Genomic DNA, 20,788 nt, shown 5'->3' with positions numbered 1-20,788 from the left:
ATTCCCTCCTATACAGCATTTGCGCCGCCGACAATTTCATTCAATTCTTGAGTAATATTGCCTTGGCGTTTTCTGTTGTAATCTTGATTTAAGTTTTTTATTAGTTCATCAGCGTTGTTATTTGCACTCTCCATTGCAGTTCGGCGAGCCGCAAATTCACTAAGTACTCCTGAAGCAAAAGCTTGAGCCATTGATGCATTTAAATATGCTTGTGCTAAGGAAACTGCTACATTGTGTTGATTTGGCTCAAATTCAATAATTTTTTTAATTTTATTTTCACCTAAATGTTCATATTTAAGGCTTAAAGGTCAAATTTCTTTGCAGTGTTCTTGCTGAATTAAATTGTTGATAAATTCGTTATAAATTATGCTAATACTGCCAATTTCATTTTGTCTAATTAATTCTAAAGCATCTTCAACAACCATGCTCGAAAGGTCCGTGCTAGCATTATTTTCTCATGAGTAGTGATGAAGAATGTTTGTGCGGTATTTTTGTACTAATATTTGCCCTTTATCGCCAATTACAATGATTTTATCATTGTCATTGATTATATTTCGCGCAAGTTTAATGACATTTGAGTTGTAACTACCAGCTAATCCAAGATCACTAGTAACAACAATAATTAGACGTTTTTCAATGTTTTTTCTAAGTAAAAAGTTATCTACTTCACTTTCTGGAGTGTTTGCTAAATAAATATTAATTATATTTCTTACTTGTTCAAAATATGAGTTTACATCATTGAAATGGTCACGCGCTTTACGCATTTTTGATGTTGATACAAGTTCCATCGCATGTGTTATTTTACGAATCGAGTGAACTGTTTCAATTCGCGTTTTAATTTTTTGTAAACTTGACATTAGGCCTCAAATAACTCACGATATTTTTCAGGAATCATTTCGTGTTCGTTAGCATGATAATTTGGAATTGTTGAAACAATGCTTTTAACTATTTTTACAAGTTGTGTGCATATTTTGTCTTTAACTTTATCGGTTAAATCATTGTCAGCTAATTTTATTTGGTTGGCTATCTCAATTCCTTGTGGTGAGTGCATAAAATCAATAACAGCTTGACGGTAATTTAAAATTTTATCTTTTGGTAACGGATTAATAATTCTTTCTTTATTACCAAGTAAAATAGCAATTTGCGAATATGTGTCGATGGGTTGATATTGAGATTGTTTTAAAAATTCAAATACTTTAGCACCGTGTTCTAAAATTGTTTTAGTTGATTGGTCTAAATCAGAACCAAATTGAGCAAATGCTAGCATTTCATTGTATTGAGCTAGTTCAAGTTTTAGTGAATTAGAAACTTTTTTCATAGCTTTAATTTGTGCAGTTGAACCAACACGAGAAACACTAAAACCAACATCAACCGCAGGACGTTGTCCTGAGTTGAATAGATTTTCACGAGTGAAAATCTGGCCATCAGTAATCGAAATAACATTAGTAGGTATATAAGCCGAAATATCTCCTTGTTGCGTTTCGATAATTGGTAAAGCAGTAATTGAACCACCACCATTTTCCCCATTAACGCGAGCTGCACGCTCTAATAATTGAGAGTGTAAATAAAACACATCACCAGGATAAGCTTCACGACCCGGAGGTCTTCTTAAAAGTAAAGAAAGAGTACGATAAGCAACAGCATGTTTACTTAAATCATCGTAAATAATTAAAACATCTTGTCCTTTAGCCATTCATTCTTCAGCAATTGTTACACCAGAATAAGGGGCTATATATTGTTGAGGAGCAAGTTCGCTTGCACTTGAAACAACAACAGTTGTGTATTCTAACGCGCCTGTTTCTCGTAGTTTATGAACAATTTGGGCAACTGTAGAATTTTTTTGGCCAATTGCTACGTAAACACATTTAATATTTTTACCTTTTTGATTGATGATAGTATCAATTGCAATAGCTGTTTTACCAGTTTGGCGATCGCCAATAATTAACTCTCTTTGGCCACGGCCAATTGGGATCATTGAATCAATGGCAATGATCCCTGTTTCAAGAGATTGGTTAACTTCTTTACGACTCATAACACCAGGCGCAACTTTAAATATTTCCCGTTTTTGGCTGTATTTAATTGGACCTTTACCGTCAATAGGGTGGCCAAGGACGTTAATTACTCTACCAATCAACTCATCACCAACACCAATTGATATAACTTCACCAGTTCGTTTACATTTATCACCTTCAGATAATTTATGTGCATTACCAAAGATGGCAATACCTACTACTTCTTCTTCAAGGTTTAAAACCATTCCGTATATTTCATCTTTAAAAATTATAATTTCACCATTTTTAGCATTGTCTAAACCTGATACAAGGGCAATACCATCACCAATTGTAACAATTTCGCCAACTTCACTGAAATCAACTTGTGAATTAAAATTTTTAATACGGCTTTTAATGATTTTATAAATATCTTGCGTGTAATTACTCATCAATTTCTCCTTTCTGAACAATAATTTGTCCCATTTTCTTCAAGTCTAATGCATAGTTTTGTTCAATGATTTCATTGTCAACTTTAATTTTAAATCCGCTTATCAAGCTTTTATCAATGTCAGTTTCAATTACAATATCTGAATTGTATTTTTTTGCTAAATATTGTTTGAATTTTTCAATTTGAATATTGTTTAATTCAAAAGCGCTAAATATTTTTGCACGTTTAATTTTAAGTTTATTTTCAGCAATCTTAATGAAGTTGTTGATAATTCTCTTAAATAGTCGAAAAACATTTTTTTCAACAATAACTTTAAAAAAGTTGATTATAGTTTGTGATTTTACCAAATCATTGAAAATTGAATCGATTTGATCAAATTTTTGGAATTTTGGCAATGATTGATTAGCTAAAAAATCAATAAAAGTATTATCATTTTCCATTTGTTTTGACAAATTTAAAAAGAAATTATAGCCTTCGTTTAAATAATTATCTTCAATTAGTAACTCGCAAAGCGCCGTTGCATAACTATCAACATTTGCTTTTTGATACATTATTCATCCTCATTTTTAGTTAAAAAATCGTCAATAATTTGATTGTGAATTTCTGAATCAACGTGTTGTTTTAATATTTTTTCACTCAATGTTGTAGCAGCCGATGCTATGTGTTTTTTGCTTTCTTTTAGAAACTTTTGTTTCTGTATTTCAATATCAATTTTAGCTTCAGAAATAATTCTATTTGCTTCAGCTTTGGCTTTGTCTGTGTATTTTTCAATGACTTTATCACCTCTACGTTTTGCGTCATTAATTAGAGAATCAACTTCAATATGAGCTTGTTTTAAACGTTGATTAACTTGAGCTAAAACTAACTCTGAACTTGCATTGTTTTCTTTTGCTTTGTCAATATTGTCTTGAATAAATTTTTGACGCGCAGCAAGAGATTTTTTAACAGGTTTATACATTAAAAAATACAAAATAATCATGATTATTATTAACGAAACCAATGTTGCAAGCATCATTGGTCACGAAGGTCAAAGTTTATTAAACTGTTCTTTAAAACCTTCAGAAGGTTCAACAACTGCGTGAGAACCCTCTGCTAATATCGAAGACACGGTTTTATGCATTATTTACCAAAAACAAACAATAATAGAATAGAAATAAGAAAACAGTAAATTGCAGCTGTTTCAGCCAAAGCCATACCAATAATCATTATTGTTCTAATTTTTGATGCAGCTTCCGGGTTACGACCTACCGCTTCAGCAGCACGACCTGATGCTAGACCTTGACCTAAACCAGTGCCAATTACACCTAGCATACAGATTCCTGCAGCTAAAGCTATTAATCCTTCTTTATTCATAATTCCTCCTAATAAATACCTTTATTTAAAGATATTACTTTTCTTTTTGATTTATTGTGTTTTTCTGGCAAATTATTATCCACTTCATTTGTTCAATAAATTGTTGTTAATACTGTGAAAATTAAGGCTTGCACAGCTGCTCCAAATACATCAAAAAATAGATGCATTCAAGGTGTTAAAATAACCGAGAAGAAGTAAAGTTGTGGACCTGGGAAAATTAATCCCCATAATCAACCGCCAGCATAATAAGTTGAAGCCATGATAACAGCGCCACCAATTATGTTACCAAACATCCTTAACCCAAGTGAAATTAATGGTGAAAATTGACCAAGAAATTCGGTTGGATTTTTAACATATCGTAGAAAAAAGTATCATTTTTGGAATCATATTCCAATGACATAAATACCAAAAAAGGTAATTGCTCCAAGCGTTAGAGTTACTGAATATGATGATGCGATAGGGTCAATTCCTATTAAACCAAGCATATTCCCAACAAGTAAAAATGTTGTGACAGAAAAGATATAAAAACGAGCTGAAGGAAGTTTTCCACCTGATACATCATCGTAATTATTATCAATTAATTGAACGTAAGTTTCGGCCACTAAAATTGTTTTACTAGGTGCTTTATCTGGCTTAGATTCTTTTTTGATTTTTATAAAAACAACAAGTGAAATTATAAAAATAATTAGAATAGTGACAAATAAAGATAATAATTGTGGCTGATTTCAAACTCAAAATCCATCTTTAATTTTTTGCATATACCTCCTTTTTTTCTTTTATTAAAGCTACGATAAATATCGATATAGGGATGTTTACTAAACCAAAAATGTAACAAAAAACATTAATTGGACTGAACATAATTTGATTATATCCATTGAAATATTTATTAATTCACAAAATAGCACCTAATGGTAAACCGACGAATGCAAGTGTAAATATTAATCCAATAAAGGCAACAACATAGCCCTTAAATTTAGTAGACATAATTTTATAAAAAACAGTTACTTTAAATAAAAATAGCAAAAATGATATATTTGCTCCTATTACGTATCCAAAAATCAATGAAGAGCTATGAATAATTGCCACTAAAAACGCAACACTAAATATAGCAAAAATTATTCAGTGAATTTTTATTATTTTGGCAATAAATTTTTGCTTCATAGACTCCTAATTAATTATATTTTAAATACAAAGTTATTTTATAACTTTAACAAACTAATAAAAGAAAAATATCTAAATTTTCTATAGTTTTGCTTGCGAAAAAAAGCAATAAAAAAACTGCCTAAGCAGCGTGTTCTCTGAAAACTGAATAGTAATTTTAAAATTCATTGAAATGTATTAAATACACATTACTTTTAAACCTATCGATTTATTAGTACTGGTCAGCTCAACATGTCGCCATGCTTACACATCCAGCCTATCAACCTTGTAGTCTTCAAGGAATCTCAAGGGAATACTAATCTCTGAGGAGGCTTCCCACTTAGATGCTTTCAGCGGTTATCCTTTCCGTACTTAGCTACCCAGCTATGCTCCTGGCGGAACAACTGGAACACCAGCGGTACGTCCGTTTCGGTCCTCTCGTACTAAAAACGGCTCTCATCAATATTCCAACGCCCACATCAGATAGGGACCGAACTGTCTCACGACGTTCTGAACCCAGCTCGCGTACCGCTTTAATGGGCGAACAGCCCAACCCTTGGAACCGACTCCAGCTCCAGGATGCGATGAGCCGACATCGAGGTGCCAAACCTTGCCGTCGATGTGATCTCTTGGGCAAGATAAGCCTGTTATCCCCAGGGTAACTTTTATCCGTTGAGCGACTGCCATTCCACAATGTACAGCCGGATCACTAAGTCCTGCTTTCGCACCTGCTCGACTTGTAAGTCTCACAGTCAAGCACACTTCTACCTTTGCGCTCTGCATACGGTTTCTGACCGTATTGAGTGTACCTTTGAACGCCTCCGTTACTCTTTAGGAGGCGACCGCCCCAGTCAAACTACCCACCACGCACTGTCCTCCTACCCGATCAGGGTAGCAAGTTAAGAAACTCAATATAACAAGGGTGGTATTTCAAGGTTGACTCCACTAGAACTAGCGTCCTAGCTTCAAAGTCTCCCACCTATCCTACACATGTTAGACCAAATTTCAATACGAAGTTGTAGTAAAGCTCCATGGGGTCTTTTCGTCTTGATGCGGGTACCCAGCGTTTTCACTGGGACCATAATTTCACCGAGTCTAGTGTTGAGACAGTTGAGAGATCATTGCGCCTTTCGTGCAGGTCAGTATTTAGCCGACAAGGAATTTCGCTACCTTAGGACCGTTATAGTTACGGCCGCCGTTCACCCGGGCTTCATTTCAACGCTTCGCATAAGCTAACGCATCCACTTAACCTTCGGGCACTGGGCAGGCTTCACCCCCTATACATCACCTTGCGGTTTAGCAGAGAGCTGTGTTTTTGATAAACAGTTGCCCCTCATAATTTTCTGTGGCTCACTTGCGTGAGCACCCCTTCTTGCGAACTTACGGGGTCATTTTGCAGAGTTCCTTAACACTAGTTTTCTCGCTCGCCTTAGAATACTCATCTTGGGGACGTGTGTCCGTTCTCGGTACAGGTTTCCATAATATTAAGTTTAGAAGCTTTTCTAGGAAGTATGAAATCAACTAATTCAGCTAAAGCCTATGCGTCATAGCTTCCGGTTAATAAATTGCGCATTTTACTACAATTCCCAGTAACTATTTGCCCCTCAATCCAGTAAGAGGTAAGCCTATCCTTCTCCGTCACTCCATCACTATTATAGAAAGTACAGGAATATTAACCTGTTGTCCATCGACTACGCGTTTCCGCCTCGCCTTAGGTCCTGACTTACCCTGGGTGGACGAACCTTGCCCAGGAAACCTTCCCCAATAGGCGTCGTAGATTCTCACTACGAATCGTTACTCATACCGGCATTCTCACTTCTTAGCGCTCCACCAGTCCTCACGGTCTGACTTCACCGCCCTAAGAACGCTCCTCTAACGTACATAAATGTACCCGTGGCTTCGGTTTCGTGTTTTAGTCCCGTTAAATTGTTGGCGCAGGGTCTCTTGACTAGTGAGCTATTACGCACTCTTTAAAAGATGGCTGCTTCTAAGCCAACTTCCTAGTTGTTTATGAAACCCCACAACCTTTCTCACTTAACACGAATTTGGGACCTTAGCCGACGATCTGGGTTGTTTCCCTCGCGAGCCGGGACGTTAGCACCCCGGTTCCGACTGCATGGCAATCCATAATGGTATTCAGAGTTTGATTATAGTCAGTACCGCTAGGCGCGGCCATTCCACATTCAGTGCTTTACCACCATTACTTAACACCACACGCTAGCCCTAAAGCTATTTCGAGGAGAACCAGCTATCTCCAAGTTCGATTGGAATTTCTCCGCTATTCACAAGTCATCCGGGCACTTTTCAGCGTACTACGGTTCGGCCCTCCACTTGGTGTTATCCAAGCTTCAGCCTGCTCATGAATAGATCACCTGGTTTCGGGTGTATGCCATCATACTTAACGCCCTATTAAGACTCGATTTCTCTACGGCTCCGCTTTTTTCCGCTTAACCTTGCATGATAACATAACTCGCCGGTCCATACTGCAAGATGTACGCCATCACCCTTAAATGGGCTCTGACTAATTGTAAGTAAGTGGTTTCAGAATCTATTTCACTCCCCTCTCGGGGTTCTTTTCACCTTTCCCTCACGGTACTAGTTCACTATCGGTGTCTGGTTAGTATTTAGCCTTACCGGGTGGTCCCGGCGGATTCAGACAGGGTTTCACGTGCCCCGCCCTACTCAGGATACAGTCAAGAGATTTAATGATTTCGCGTACAGGAGTATCACCCTCTATGCTACATTTTCCCAAATGTTTCTGCTATCATTAAATTTTGTAACTCTATGTAGACTGTCCTACAACCCCACTTTAAAGTGGTTTGGGCTGTTTCTCGTTCGCTCGCCGCTACTGAAGAAATCATTATTTATTTTCTGTTCCTCATGCTACTAAGATGTTTCAGTTCACATGGTGTCTCGCTCAACTTGCTATGTATTCACAAGAAGGCAACTAGGCATTACCCTAGTTAGGTTTCCCCATTCGGAAATCCCCGTTTCGTAGCTTATATCCAGCTCCACGAGGCTTATCGCAGGTAATCACGTCCTTCATCGACTTCCAGACCCAAGGCATCCACCACAAACTCTTACTTATTTAAAAGTATGTCCTTAATTTATTAAATTAAGATTTCCTATTGTTATGATGTGTATTTTAAGACATTTCAATGAATCATATTATTAATATGATTACTCGATGAATCAATACGAATAAACCAAATTTATTCATTTTTTGATGTCGTTGTAATATTTTAAAATATTTACTATTCAGTTTTCAAAGAACAATTGAGAGAATTGTCCTCTCAAAACTAGATATACACTTGGGACCTAACCAAGCCATGACGATAAATAATAATAGTAGGTCTGAAAAATAAGGTTAATGCTAATTAAATTAGCTTTGTACTCCGTAGAAAGGAGGTAATCCATCCCCACGTTCTCGTAGGGATACCTTGTTACGACTTAACCCCAGTCACCAGTCCTGCCTTAGGCAGTTTGTTAATAAACCGACTTCGGGCATTACCAGCTCCCATGGTTTGACGGGCGGTGTGTACAAGACCCGAGAACGTATTCACCGTAGCGTAGCTGATCTACAATTACTAGCGATTCCGACTTCATGGAGTCGAGTTGCAGACTCCAATCCGAACTGAGACCGGCTTTTTGTGGTTTGCTCACTGTCACCAGGTTGCTTCACTTTGTACCGGCCATTGTAGCACGTGTGTGGCCCCACTCGTAAGAGGCATGATGATTTGACGTCGTCCCCACCTTCCTCCCGATTACTCGGGCAGTCTCCCTAGAGTGCTCAACTGAATGTTAGTAACTAAGGATAAGGGTTGCGCTCGTTGCAGGACTTAACCGAACATCTCACGACACGAGCTGACGACAACCATGCACCATCTGTCATTCTGTTAACCTCCACTATATCTCTATAGCTTTGCAGAAGATGTCAAGAGTGGGTAAGGTTCTACGCGTATCTTCAAATTAAACCACATGCTCCACCGCTTGTGCGGGTCCCCGTCAATTCCTTTAAGTTTTATTCTTGCGAACGTACTACTCAGGCGGATCATTTAATGCGTTAGCTGCGCCGATGAGTTCCCCATCAGCTAATGATCAACGTTTAGGGCGTGGACTACCAGGGTATCTAATCCTGTTTGCTCCCCACGCTTTCGTCTCTCAGTGTCAGTGTATGTCCAGTTAGCTGCCTTCGCCATGTTGGTGTTCTTCCTTATATCTACGCATTTCACCGCTTCACAAGGAATTCCGCTAACCTCTACATAACTCTAGTTTGCCAGTATCCAACGCGGTTTGGGGTTGAGCCCCAAAATTTAACGCCAGACTTAACAAACAACCTACAGACGCTTTACGCCCAATAATTCCGGATAACGCTTGCAACCTATGTATTACCGCGGCTGCTGGCACATAGTTAGCCGTTGCTTTCTAATAAGGCACATTCAATATAGTGGCATTTCCTACACTATTTTTTATTCCCTTACCACAGCAGTTTACAACCCATAGGGCCTTCATCCTGCACGCTGTGTCGCTCCATCAGACTTTCGTCCATTGTGGAATATTCCCTACTGCTGCCTCCCGTAGGAGTCTGGGCCGTATCTCAGTCCCAGTGTGGCGGATCAGTCTCTCAACCCCGCTAAACATCATCGCCTTGGTGGGCCGTTACCTCACCAACTAGCTAATGTTGCGCACCCCGCTCCTCCAGCGACGCTTTAAAGCGTCTTTTCCGTAAATGCCATGCGGCATCTACGAGTATTTGGAATTATCGGTTGTTTCCAACCGCTATGCCAAACTGAAGGGTACGTTGAGTACGTGTTACTCACCCATTCGCCGCTAAGTGATAAATCACTTCGCTCGACATGCATGTATTAGGCACACAGCCAGCGTTCATCCTGAGCCAGGATCAAACTCTCGAAAAAATTGACTTCGTCATGTTTATATATCTAGTTTTCAAAGAACAATTGCAACATCTACAATCAAGTTGCTTAACTATGATAACACTTTTATTAAAAATAAAAATATTTTTTTGAAATTTTTTTGCATTGTTAAAAATTCAGAAAAGAACATTAAATGCTTTTAAATAAATAAAATGAAATACTTAATATAATATTTAATATTAATTAAAAAACAGGTCTATACCTGCTTTAGACATTAAGCAACAATAACTCTATTAACAATAGGTTCTTCTTGTTTTGGTTCAACTTCTTTTTCAATTCCACCAAATGGCATTTGCGCAACTAAAACAAAATTTTCTGGTAATCCCAATAATTCTTGTAGCTTTTTATCAATAACTGGGTTGTAGTGTTGTAATGTTGCTCCAATATTAAGTTCTCTCAACATTGACCAAATAGACATTTGTAATGCGCCGTTTGTTTGATTTGCTCAAATTGGGAAGTTATCTGCATATAAACTAAACGCGTTTTGCATATTTTCGATAGTATTTTTGTCATAATAAAATAAAATTGTTCCTGCTCCAGCCTTAAATGAATCAATTTTATCGCGGGCTACCTTACCACCATATGAATCATAAATTGCATCTCAAATTTGTTCATGTTTTTCGTCAAAAGCAACTACAACGCGCGAGCTTCTCATATTAAATGCGTCTGGAACTAGTTCAGTTAATTCTTTGATTTTTTCAACAATAATATCTTTTGAAGTCTCAAGTTTTTTATTTATTAAATAGTATGATCTTCTTTTTGATAGTGATGTAATGATACTCATATTTTTTCTCCTACTTAATTAATTTCAATTTTGTTCAATAGATATAACAATTGTTTTTTTTCATCTTCAGATAAATTTTTGAATGAGTTTTTAATTATTGACTTATTTATAGGTAGCAATCTGCTAATAACCTCTCGACCCTCGTTAGTTAGTTCTAATTTTGACATTCGCTTGTCACAAGGAACGCAAACTCTTTTAATAAGATTAGCTTTCTCTAGATTATTAATTATTATAGGTATTGTACCAACACTACTACAAATTAAATCTCTAACTTGAGATATGCACATATCTCCCTGCAAATATAATGCTTCAAGAACCATAAATTGACTTAAGGTTATTTTGTTTTCTAATGCAATCTTATTGATTTTTTTATCAAACGAAGTAACTAAATTTTGCAACGATTCACGGATACTTGATTCTAAATTTTGACTCATTTACACTCCAAAACATCTAATTAGATTATATCTATATAGACATAATATCACATTTTTTAAAACAGCTAAAAAATATTTATAAAATATAAAAATTTAAAGGGTGCAAGAAAACAATCGCATAGATAAAAAACAATATCCAATTTAATATAAATTTATTAACTATTTTTAAATTGTAAAATAAGGTATTTATTACAAGACTAAATTCGAAAGACACTAATTTTATATTGAAATTGGTAATTTATAGAATTATCATTAAATTAACAGTAATGAAAATCTCTTGCAGCAACACAAAACACTAATGTATAATTTTAAGCATAAAAATATTTTGATAATATATAGGAGCTTTAATGAATTTTTATTTTTGTGAGTCATGCAACAAAAAATTTACTGAAAATATTGTAAATTGTCCTGATTGTAATGCGGCTTTAAAAGAAAAAACTAGTGAGCAAAACATTATGAGCAGTAATATCCAAAGCGAGCAGAAACCAGTAAATAACGAGTCTAATGGGCTAGCAATTGCCGGTTTAGTTTTATCAATCATTGGTTTTTCAGTGATTGGTCTTATTCTTTCATGTTTAGGATATTCTTTATCTAAAAAAAGAAATGATAATGGCAAGTCTCTTGCGCTTGCAGGTATTATTATTTCATCTATCAGTATTGCAATTAGTGTTATTGTAGTTTTTGTTTGAATTGGTGTTACGGCAGCGGGAATCGTTTTAGCATCAACAGGAAAAATATAATGATAAAGGCAAATGCCTTTATTTTTTATAAAATTTGTAAACTAAAATAACTTAATAAAAAAGCGCCCAATAAGGACACCTTTCAAAATTATTAATAATTTATTGAATTTACTATTTCAATTAGTTTTGATTGATTTTCGTCAATTATTTGTTCATGAGTTTTTGAAGAATTAGGTTCAACTTTATTACCCGCTACAAGTAATGTTTCAATTTGATTGGCACCAAAAAAGTCAAAAATTCCCCGTAAATTTTCAATGAAATTCCCAAATGGATATCAGCCTTCTGGAGCGCCTTGTGTTCCTAAAATAATAACTTTTAAATTATCTAGCAAACCAATCGACCCATTCTTTTTACTATATTTATATGAAAATGTTTTATTGGCAACCGCAACTGAATCTATAAAGTTTTTGATACCTGCAGAATAGTTAAAGTTGACCATCGGGCTTGAGATAACTAAAACATTAGTTTCCTTTAAAATATCTATTCAATGATCTGAGTTGGTTTCTGTAAAAAATTCACTAAAATTATTTGCATTTAACGATGTATTTTGAAACTCTGAATTTGACGTGTTCAATTGATTTAATGTTGAATTAGGAAATTTTTTCATTAATAATTTAACAACTTCATTGTTCAGTTTTTCTGACAATGAATCTTTGTTAACACTTCCTATAACTGAAAATATTCGGATTGACATTTCACCTCCTAATTAATATAAATTTATTATAAACTATAAAATATATTTTTAAGAAATTATCTAATTAATTATAATTTAGATTATGAATAAAATATTGAGTGATATTAATAATAAAACATCTAATAATTGAGAAATTTATCCTATCAGTAAAAATATGATTTTTGGAATTACTTTAGGGATAATCTTAATGGTATTGGTATTTACTTTAATAATATCATTATCAATATTTTTTGCTTTAAGACAAAGACGAAAAGATACTTTAGGATTTAAATTCGAAGAAAATGTAAATCGATTATTAGAAAATTATGCTGCAAATTCAAAATACAAATTTATAAAAGGTTCAAAATTTAGTTATGGAGGCGAACAACAGTTTGAAATAGATGGTTTGCTTTACTGTGACAAATTTATTATTATTGTTGAATCAAAATATTTCCAAGGCAATATTGAGGGAGATAGTAATAATCGTTTCATTTATGTTGTTAATGACAATAAAAAAGCAAAGTTCGCTAACCCTTTACATCAAAATTTACGCCACATTGAACATTTTAATAAAATGTGCGGCTTTAAAATTCCAACATTTTCGCTATTATTTTTACCAACACAGGCAAATTACAATTTACAAGGAAAACAAGAGTGGTCAATAGTAGTGAATACTGACAATTTTGAAACAATTTTAAATGACGTTTATAACCAATTGTCAAGTTCGCCTTCTATTAATACAGATAAAATTAAAAATATGCTCGAAATAATTAGAGTTAATAAAGTTAAATCCCTAAAAGAAATCAAAAAATGAGAACGAGGATTAAAACAAAATGAATAGTGAATTCATAAAGTTTTACTCTCATAACAGCAATGAATATAGATTGCTATATAAAAAACGCAATTCTCACGCATGCTACAGATATGTAACTTGTTTACATATTGTCATATATGAATTAAATAAAGTAATATTAGTAAATTACTGCACTGAAAAAAGTATTGAAAATTTATTACAAAATATTGCAAGTGCTTTTAAAAACCAAATTAATATTGTTAGAGGCATCGCGCCATTTTTAAGTTTAAAAACGCACAAAAAAATGTTTATTTTAGGCACAGAATTCGATGTGAAAATTTTGTTTTTAAATAAAAAGTCAACCAAACCACTGATTGATTTTGAGAATAAAAAAGTTACATTTTTTTTACCAAAATCAATTGAAAATAAATTGAAAACGCAAAATAAACAAGTTATTGAAATAATGGCCAACTACTTAGAGTTAATAATTAAAAACAAACATGAATCAATCGAAGAAAAAATAAATAGAAAAATACCGTATATGATAAAGTCCCTGAATGGTGCGTATGGGAAATATATACGTAGTTTAAAGAATATAGAAACATTCGCAAACAAAGATGATTTTAAAAATATTATTTACTACACAAAGTATTTATTTTTTTATCCTGAAGCTAAAATTAAACACACAATCGAGCATGAATTTGCGCATTTTATAACTTGAGAGCAAAATCGCATCGGCGGTCATGGCCCTGTATTTCGAAATACACTAACAAATTTATGTAGCGATTTTAAAGAACATGAAAAAATCGTGAAATTATATTATGGTTGATTTATTGAGGAATATTAAAACACGCCCGCGCGTGTTTTAAATTAAAGAAGTTCTTTATATTTGCGAATAAATAGCGACTTAACAATAAGTGTTAAAGTTACATATAAAACTATTAAACCCAAAAGCATTAAGTAGAACCAAGGATTTAATTGTTGAACTTTAATTGCGCCACTTAGCCAAGGAATAAATGGGCTAACTGTAATTAATATTGAACCCAATATTGAAAATAATAATAGTGGAAGAGCTGGTCGAGATTGAATAAATGGAATTTTCTCAGTTCGTATAAAATGAATTATTAAACTTTGTGTTCACATTGAAATTATAAATCAGCCAGTTTGGAATAATGTCATAAATTCGGCTGAATCAACATTTAAACTCGGATACAACTGTGGAATAAAAACATAGCGCAATAATATGAATCCTAAAACATCAACAATTGACGAAACTGGACCAAATCACAACATAAATCGAGTAATCGACTTAGGATTTCATTTTCGAGGTTTTAAAAGCAGATCTTTATCAACATTATCTCAAGGAATTGAACCGCAAGAAATATCGTAAACTAAATTTAAAAATAATATTTGAACTGCTAGCATTGGAACAAATGGAAGCATTATTGAAGCAATCAATATACTAATTATGTTACCAAAATTACTTGCAACAGTCATTTTAATATATTTATTCATATTAGCATAAGTTTTACGGCCTTCAATTATGCCGGTGGCTAATACATTTAAATCTTTTTCAAGCAGTATGATATTCGCACTTTCTTTTGCAATATCTACTGCAGTGTCAACGGAAATTGACACATCAGCAGCTTTCATTGCCGGAGCATCATTAATTCCATCACCCATATAGCCAACAACATGACCTTTATTACGTAGGGCAGTAATAATTTGTGCTTTTTGATCAGGTGATAATTTTGCGAAAATATTGTATTTATTTACTAATTCTTCTAAATCAGGTGTTGATAAATTTTCAATATCTTTACCAAGAATAACTTTATCAGCATCTAGGCCAACTTGAGCACAAATTGCTTTTGTTACTCTAGCATTATCCCCAGTTAGTATCTTAACCTCAACACCTAATTTATGCAAGTTTTCAATTGCTGAAGCAGTTGATTCTTTTGGCGGATCTAAAAAAGCAAGATAACCAATTAAAATCATTTTTGATTCATCAGCAACACCAAATTTGCCAACTTGTGATTCATCAACGTCTTTTCTTGCAACCGCAATTACACGCATGCCTTGGTCATTAAGTTTGTCAACGTGTTTTATAACTTTATCAATAGTTTTTTGATCAAGTTCCTTAACATCATCTTCGATTTCAATATGACTACAAACAGAAATCATTTCTTCAACAGCGCCTTTAGTGATAACTTGAATTTTTGTTTTGTCTTTTACAACAACTGACATCCGTTTTCTTTCGAAATCAAAGGGTATTTCGTCAACTTTTACATAACTTGAATCAAGTTTTCTTAATTGTTCATCAACAACACTTAATTCATCAGTTTTATCAATAATTGACAAGTCCAAAAGATTTTTTAAACCAGTTTGAAAATAAGAATTTAAAAAACCGTATTTTAAAACTTTGTTATTGTCTTTTCCAGATACATCAATGTGGCGCTCTAAAACAATTTCATCTAATGTTAGTGTTCCTGTTTTATCAGTACAAAAAACATCCATAGCACCAAAATTTTGAATTGAATTAAGCGATTTAATTATTGTTTTTTTCTTTGACATTATTACTGCGCCCTTGGCAAGGGTTGATGTAATAATCATTGGCAGCATTTCAGGGGTTAGTCCTACAACCACTGAAATTGCAAATAAAAATGCTTCAAGTCATTTATTATTACCTGAAATTTGTCCTTTAATGCCTATTATTAAAAAGACAATTGGCACAATAATCATCATAATTCTGATAAGCAATTTTGAAATTGAACTTACACCTTTTTCAAAATCAGTTTTGATTGGTTTGGCATTAATTTTTTGAACAACTTGGCCAATATAAGTTTGATTACCAGTGGCAACAACAATTGCTGTTGCAGATCCTGATATAACATTTGAACCCATGAATGCTAAATTATGATAATCAACTAGATTTTCATATTCATATTTAGGTACAAGATTGGCCAATTTTTCAATTGAATGACTTTCTCCAGTTAAAGATGACTGAGAAACAAAAAGGTCTTTGGCACTTAATATTCTTAAATCAGCTGGAATAATATCTCCAGCAGCGAGTGTAACAATATCACCAACTACAATTTCTTCTAGTGGTATTTCGTAAAATATTCCACCCCTCTTTACTCTTGCTGTTGTTGAAATCATTTTTATTAGTTTTTCAGATGAAGATGAAGATCTTACTTCTTCAACTAAATGTAATGTACCACTAATAATGACCATGGACAAAATAATTACCATTGTTGCTGGCTCAGCATTTTTGCCGCCACGCAAAGGTAAAATAATGTCAGTAATCATTGAAATTATTGATAAAACAATCAAAATTATTGAAAAAGGATTGAAGAATGACGAAACAATTTTGCGTCAAAGCGTATTTGCAGATTTTTTATCCAATTTATTTGAACCATATAACTCTTTGTTTTCGGCAATAATTTCATCATTTTGCAAACCTTTTGAAGACGAATTATATTCTTTATAAAGCGAAATACTAGAGGAATTGGCTGCATTAATAATTCTTTGTTTTACTGCTTCATTAGTGTTATTTTGCTTCACTTTTTTTGCCATAATACCTCCTTAAATTTCAATTTGGGTTTTTACTTAATAAACTATTTATGAATTCAAAAAGTAAATATTAATTTATTAATTAAATGATAGCAAAATTTTCGCCTTAACTTGTATTTTGCTTTAAAAATATAAAAACTAGGCATGCCTAGTAATTAATAAATATGGTTAGTCTGTTCAATATTGAATTGGCTTATTTCAAGATAGATTTTGTCCATAATATGAAAAAACATTTTTATTGTAAACAACAACTACTTGTTCTTGTTGACCTTTTCCAAATCTTCCTGAATTGATATAATATTCATCAATCTTTGTATATTTTTCCTCTTGAACTGCAATTTCATAATGATTTGGCAAGTATTTTTTAAGAGTTTTTGCAGCAGTATCTCCAGCGCCATCATTTATTTCTGTTAAAGCAATGGCATCAAAACCAGCTTTTTGAATTGTCTCAGTAATAGCTCTTGTTTTTGCTATGGAATCTTGTTTGTCATCTTTTCCGCCATAATTCAAAATATTTCAATGACCAATTCTTATTGTGTTTTTATTTTTACCTAAGTTTTGATTTGTTTTTAATTTATCGCTAACATTTGAAGTTGAAATATTGAAACTATTTTCAATATCTGTTAACACAGGAGCGTGATCTGAGATTTTGCTCCTAATAATCGAATGATCAGAGTTTGACTTAGCATCATAAGAAAAATTCAATTCTTGTTTGGAGATTATATGATCAAATGTTCTAAATATGTTAATTTTAAAAGGTTTGTGATTATTTTCTACAATTGTTGGATTAAATGAATTCATATCGTTATTAATAAACATCATTTTGTCATATTGGTGCGAATAATTACCTTTTGTACCTAAAGAAGTTAAAAATGTTTCATTATATTTCTTTTTATTAGCTAAATTTTCCTTAGTAGAAAGGGTTGACTCAATATTTGTATTATTCAATATTTCATTTATTAAAAAATAATTCTCATTTTTTATATTAGTATCCCCACCATAGATTATAAAATCATCATTTGTTGGAGTTGACAATACTTCTTTTAGTGCCAAAAATTCACTAACTTCTTGTGCTCCCTGACTTCGGATTCTTCGATACTTAGTTCGTAAACTCGATGAAGCTTCAGGTTCTGATCCTTTATTATCTGGACTATCAAGGTGATTTGCTCACAAACCAATGGTTTTATTTGTATTATTTAAATGTAATTTAACATAATAAGGAACACGCACAAAATGTGTTTTACCTTCAACATATTTTGGTTGTCAAATGTCTTTTTTTAATTGTTCCCAAGCTTGATTATCAATTGGTTTAGGGCTATTTTCATTACCGGGATTGTTTGTAGTAGGTGGTTGCGGGGTTGGGTTTGCTTGAGTTGGAGGAGTAGTTGTTCCTGGTTTTGTAGTTTTTGATGGTTTTTGAGTTCCTGGTTTTGGAGTTCCTGGATTTTTTGCAGGAGGCTTTGGTGCTACTGGATCAGATTTTTTTAGGTGGATTTTGGTTATCATTTTTTTTGAGGATTTTTATTTTCATTTTGAGCGCCAAAATTTACGCAAGATACTGCCAATAATGGGAAAAATATTGAACTTATCATAGGAACAATAAAACGAGGTTTTTTCATTTTAATCTTCTCCTTATTTAATAAAGATGATATGAATGCTAAACAATTATAATATTTATTTAAATATCAACTCAAAAAGCGCTTAATTTGGCAATGATTTTATGAAATATTCACCAAAATATGAAACATTATCGTATATATAGTTAATAAAAGAATCTTATTTTAAAATTTGCTATCATTTAATATTATTGTACTTAACCAATATATAAATAGAAAGGCTTATATAAAATGAATAATTTTAAAGAAATTTCAGACCGTTTAAAACAATACATGGAAATTGAGGCAATGAGTAGATATGAAGAACCAGTTGCTCAAGCTTTAAAGAACAATATTAAGTCAGATAACTTAGAATTTAGTCGTGATGGATTTGGTTCTTTAATCATTACAAACAAACAATCTGACCCTAATGCTCCAGTTATTATGATTGCTGTGCACATGGATGAAGTTGGATATTTTGTAAGAAATATTGAAGATAATGGTAACTTGCTTGTTGCGCCAGTTGGTGGAATTTGACCAGTTACAGTTATTGGCACCAAATGTAAAATTGTCACAAATAAAGACAACAAAGAAATTTTAGGAATTTTTGGCCACACTTCAATTCATATTTTAGAAGATGAAAAAGTTAAAAAAGCTCCAACAAATAAAGAACTTTATGTTGATGCAGGTTTTAAAACTAGACAAGAAGCAATTGACTTTGGCATTGAAGCAGGTGATAGAGTTTACATGTCTGGCGAATCATTTGATATGCCAAACAATCTAGTTGCGGGTAAAGCAATGGATAATAGAGCAGGCGTAACTGTTATTGACTTTTTAGCAAACAATATTAAAGATTTAAATTTACCAAATAAAACATATATTGTTGGAACAGTTCAAGAAGAAGTTGGATTAAGAGGTGCAAAAACAGCTAGTTCAATAATTGATGCTGATGTTGCAATTGCAATTGATACTTGTGCTAGTCACGACACAACTGGAGCTATAAAAGGTGGCACAAAACTTGGTGATGGTGTTGCATTGCTTGTTAAAGATGGTGGTTTGTTAACTAACCCTAAATTTACAGAAATGTTAATGTCATTAGCACGCAAACACAATATCCCCGCCTATAAATATATTTCAGAAGGTGGTGGAAATGACGCAACAGCCCTACAATATGGTAAAGGTGGAGTTCCTGCAATAACATTTTCATTACCACAAAGATATCTACACTCACCAATTGGTGTTTGTTCACTAGTTGATATTAAAGCCGCTATTGATTTAGCAACCGAATTTGTTAAATTCTTTAATGCTGAAAAAGCAAAAGAATTAAAACACAATTAATTAAAAATTACCAATTTATTCATTTTTAAAAAGAATTGGTAATTTTTTTTATTTCATTGTCGCCAAAAAACACTATTTTAAATAAGTAACAAAGTACTAATTGTGCATTTAAAATTAGTGAATTTTATTAGATAAATATATTGGTCAAATACAGACCATACAAAGCCGATTTTATGGAAAATATGGAAAAGTAGAACGTATATATATATATATATATAATGGTAGTTAGGAGGAGAAATGAGTAAAAAACGAAAAATTATACTAGGTTCTGTAACTTCTGTTTTAGCAATTGGCGCAGTAGCTGGCGTAGTTGCGGCTTCAGTTTTGATTACTAAAAAAAGAAAAGTTGAATCCGAAGTATTAAAAGAGAAAGATAAATACAAAGATGCATTTTTAACCGCCAATAGATTACAAGCACACATTTCAAAAGAAGAAACTAAAAAAGAGTTACAAGCAATAATTGACGATGCTAAAAATAAAGTCGAAGAAAAAGAAAAAACCGAAGACATATCAATAGATATATACAAAGAATATGCAGAAAAATTAAATAAAGGAATTGAAAAAGCAGACCCTGAATTAAAATCTGCAAAATCTGAATACAAAGCTACATTTAAAAATGCTGAAGAATTTGAAAAACAAATAAAAGAAAATAAATTGTATGTAAAAGGACATGAAAAATTAAAAGCAGCAATTGATATTTCCAAAAATATAACTAAATCAAATGCTGTAAAAGAATTGTATATAGGTGTTAAAAAATATTTAGAAACAATATTAAGTGAAGTTAAAGAGCAAAAAGCAAAAATTGACAAAGAAATAGAAGAAAAAAATAAAAAACAATAACCAATAAGTGCAATAGAAATATACAAAGAATAAGATTTTGATTCACAAATGTTATCTTGGCAAAATTAAGTGTTTTAAAATTATATTTTTACAAAATATTTATATAATTTTCCTACATTTCCCACTTAAGTATAAAAATAAAAATTACCAATTTA

General features: G+C 32.9%; 17 protein-coding genes and 2 rRNA genes. 5 read left to right on the top strand and 14 right to left on the bottom strand.

What is annotated here, in order from left to right:
* Positions 1 to 8: 8 nt before the first annotated feature.
* From atpG to MBVG596_RS00185, 11 genes are all read right to left on the bottom strand, one after another.
* Positions 9 to 857, bottom strand: a complete 849-nt coding sequence (gene atpG, locus MBVG596_RS00235; RefSeq protein WP_096385415.1) for an ATP synthase F1 subunit gamma — start codon at positions 855 to 857, stop codon at positions 9 to 11.
* Positions 857 to 2,440, bottom strand: coding sequence for a F0F1 ATP synthase subunit alpha (atpA, locus tag MBVG596_RS00230; RefSeq protein ID WP_096385412.1), 1,584 nt, complete (start codon positions 2,438 to 2,440; stop codon positions 857 to 859). The genes atpG and atpA overlap by 1 nt, the downstream gene beginning before the upstream one ends.
* Positions 2,433 to 2,990: an ATP synthase F1 subunit delta gene (atpH, locus tag MBVG596_RS00225; RefSeq protein ID WP_096385409.1), complete on the bottom strand. Its 558-nt coding sequence runs from the start codon at positions 2,988 to 2,990 to the stop codon at positions 2,433 to 2,435. The genes atpA and atpH overlap by 8 nt, the downstream gene beginning before the upstream one ends.
* On the bottom strand, positions 2,990 to 3,559 hold the full coding sequence (gene atpF, locus MBVG596_RS00220; RefSeq protein WP_096385406.1) for a F0F1 ATP synthase subunit B: 570 nt from the start codon (positions 3,557 to 3,559) through the stop codon (positions 2,990 to 2,992). Before atpF ends, atpH begins: the two co-directional genes overlap by 1 nt.
* On the bottom strand, positions 3,559 to 3,792 hold the full coding sequence (atpE, locus tag MBVG596_RS00215; protein WP_004419585.1) for an ATP synthase F0 subunit C: 234 nt from the start codon (positions 3,790 to 3,792) through the stop codon (positions 3,559 to 3,561). Before atpE ends, atpF begins: the two co-directional genes overlap by 1 nt.
* A gap of 8 nt (positions 3,793 to 3,800) precedes the next feature.
* The gene (locus MBVG596_RS00210) at positions 3,801 to 4,550 is read right to left on the bottom strand and encodes a F0F1 ATP synthase subunit A (protein ID WP_096385403.1); all 750 of its coding nucleotides are present in this window, start codon (positions 4,548 to 4,550) and stop codon (positions 3,801 to 3,803) included.
* Positions 4,537 to 4,953, bottom strand: coding sequence for a hypothetical protein (locus tag MBVG596_RS00205; RefSeq protein WP_096385400.1), 417 nt, complete (start codon positions 4,951 to 4,953; stop codon positions 4,537 to 4,539). Before MBVG596_RS00205 ends, MBVG596_RS00210 begins: the two co-directional genes overlap by 14 nt.
* A 190-nt stretch (positions 4,954 to 5,143) precedes the next feature.
* Positions 5,144 to 8,026: ribosomal RNA gene (locus MBVG596_RS00200) — 23S ribosomal RNA — on the bottom strand.
* 307 nt (positions 8,027 to 8,333) lie between these two features.
* Positions 8,334 to 9,848, bottom strand: a 16S ribosomal RNA gene (locus MBVG596_RS00195).
* Together the 16S and 23S rRNA genes form the textbook arrangement of a ribosomal RNA operon.
* Positions 9,849 to 10,080: 232 nt before the next feature.
* Complete coding sequence (locus MBVG596_RS00190; protein ID WP_096385397.1) at positions 10,081 to 10,650, bottom strand: nitroreductase family protein; 570 nt, start codon at positions 10,648 to 10,650, stop codon at positions 10,081 to 10,083.
* Positions 10,651 to 10,664: 14 nt separating this feature from the next.
* Entirely contained in the window at positions 10,665 to 11,084 is a 420-nt protein-coding gene (locus tag MBVG596_RS00185) for a MarR family winged helix-turn-helix transcriptional regulator (protein WP_096385394.1), read from the bottom strand.
* Between the two features lie 347 nt (positions 11,085 to 11,431).
* On the opposite strand from MBVG596_RS00185, the gene MBVG596_RS00180 reads away from it, so the two are divergent.
* The gene (locus MBVG596_RS00180; protein ID WP_096385391.1) at positions 11,432 to 11,824 is read left to right on the top strand and encodes a DUF4190 domain-containing protein; all 393 of its coding nucleotides are present in this window, start codon (positions 11,432 to 11,434) and stop codon (positions 11,822 to 11,824) included.
* A gap of 91 nt (positions 11,825 to 11,915) precedes the next feature.
* Here MBVG596_RS00180 and MBVG596_RS00175 read toward each other — a convergent pair whose 3' ends face one another.
* The gene (locus MBVG596_RS00175) at positions 11,916 to 12,518 is read right to left on the bottom strand and encodes an FMN-dependent NADH-azoreductase (protein WP_096385388.1); all 603 of its coding nucleotides are present in this window, start codon (positions 12,516 to 12,518) and stop codon (positions 11,916 to 11,918) included.
* Between the two features lie 82 nt (positions 12,519 to 12,600).
* On the opposite strand from MBVG596_RS00175, the gene MBVG596_RS00170 reads away from it, so the two are divergent.
* Together MBVG596_RS00170 and MBVG596_RS00165 are read left to right on the top strand one after the other, a co-directional pair.
* The gene (locus MBVG596_RS00170; protein WP_096385385.1) at positions 12,601 to 13,338 is read left to right on the top strand and encodes a nuclease-related domain-containing protein; all 738 of its coding nucleotides are present in this window, start codon (positions 12,601 to 12,603) and stop codon (positions 13,336 to 13,338) included.
* Complete coding sequence (locus tag MBVG596_RS00165) at positions 13,331 to 14,137, top strand: SprT-like domain-containing protein (protein ID WP_096385382.1); 807 nt, start codon at positions 13,331 to 13,333, stop codon at positions 14,135 to 14,137. Before MBVG596_RS00170 ends, MBVG596_RS00165 begins: the two co-directional genes overlap by 8 nt.
* Before the next feature lie 23 nt (positions 14,138 to 14,160).
* Here the strand turns inward: MBVG596_RS00165 and mgtA are convergent, their stop codons facing one another.
* Positions 14,161 to 16,863 (bottom strand): magnesium-translocating P-type ATPase, encoded by a 2,703-nt coding sequence (gene mgtA / locus MBVG596_RS00160; RefSeq protein WP_096385379.1) that lies wholly within the window; start codon positions 16,861 to 16,863, stop codon positions 14,161 to 14,163.
* A 165-nt stretch (positions 16,864 to 17,028) separates the two neighbouring features.
* A complete protein-coding gene (locus tag MBVG596_RS00155) occupies positions 17,029 to 18,366 on the bottom strand; it encodes a hypothetical protein (protein WP_096385377.1) in 1,338 nt (445 codons plus the stop codon).
* Positions 18,367 to 18,707: 341 nt separating this feature from the next.
* Between MBVG596_RS00155 and MBVG596_RS00150 the strand changes: the two genes are divergently transcribed.
* Positions 18,708 to 19,793 (top strand): M42 family metallopeptidase, encoded by a 1,086-nt coding sequence (locus MBVG596_RS00150; protein ID WP_096385375.1) that lies wholly within the window; start codon positions 18,708 to 18,710, stop codon positions 19,791 to 19,793.
* A gap of 237 nt (positions 19,794 to 20,030) precedes the next feature.
* A complete protein-coding gene (locus MBVG596_RS00145) occupies positions 20,031 to 20,633 on the top strand; it encodes a hypothetical protein (RefSeq protein WP_096385372.1) in 603 nt (200 codons plus the stop codon).
* Positions 20,634 to 20,788: the final 155 nt, after the last annotated feature.

This window comes from Mycoplasmopsis bovigenitalium (assembly GCF_002356075.1).
Taxonomy (GTDB): Bacteria; Bacillota_I; Bacilli_A; order Mycoplasmatales; family Metamycoplasmataceae; genus Mycoplasmopsis; species Mycoplasmopsis bovigenitalium_A.
The sequence above is the reverse complement of the archived record's forward strand: the minus strand, read 5'-3'. Positions and strand labels throughout refer to the sequence as shown.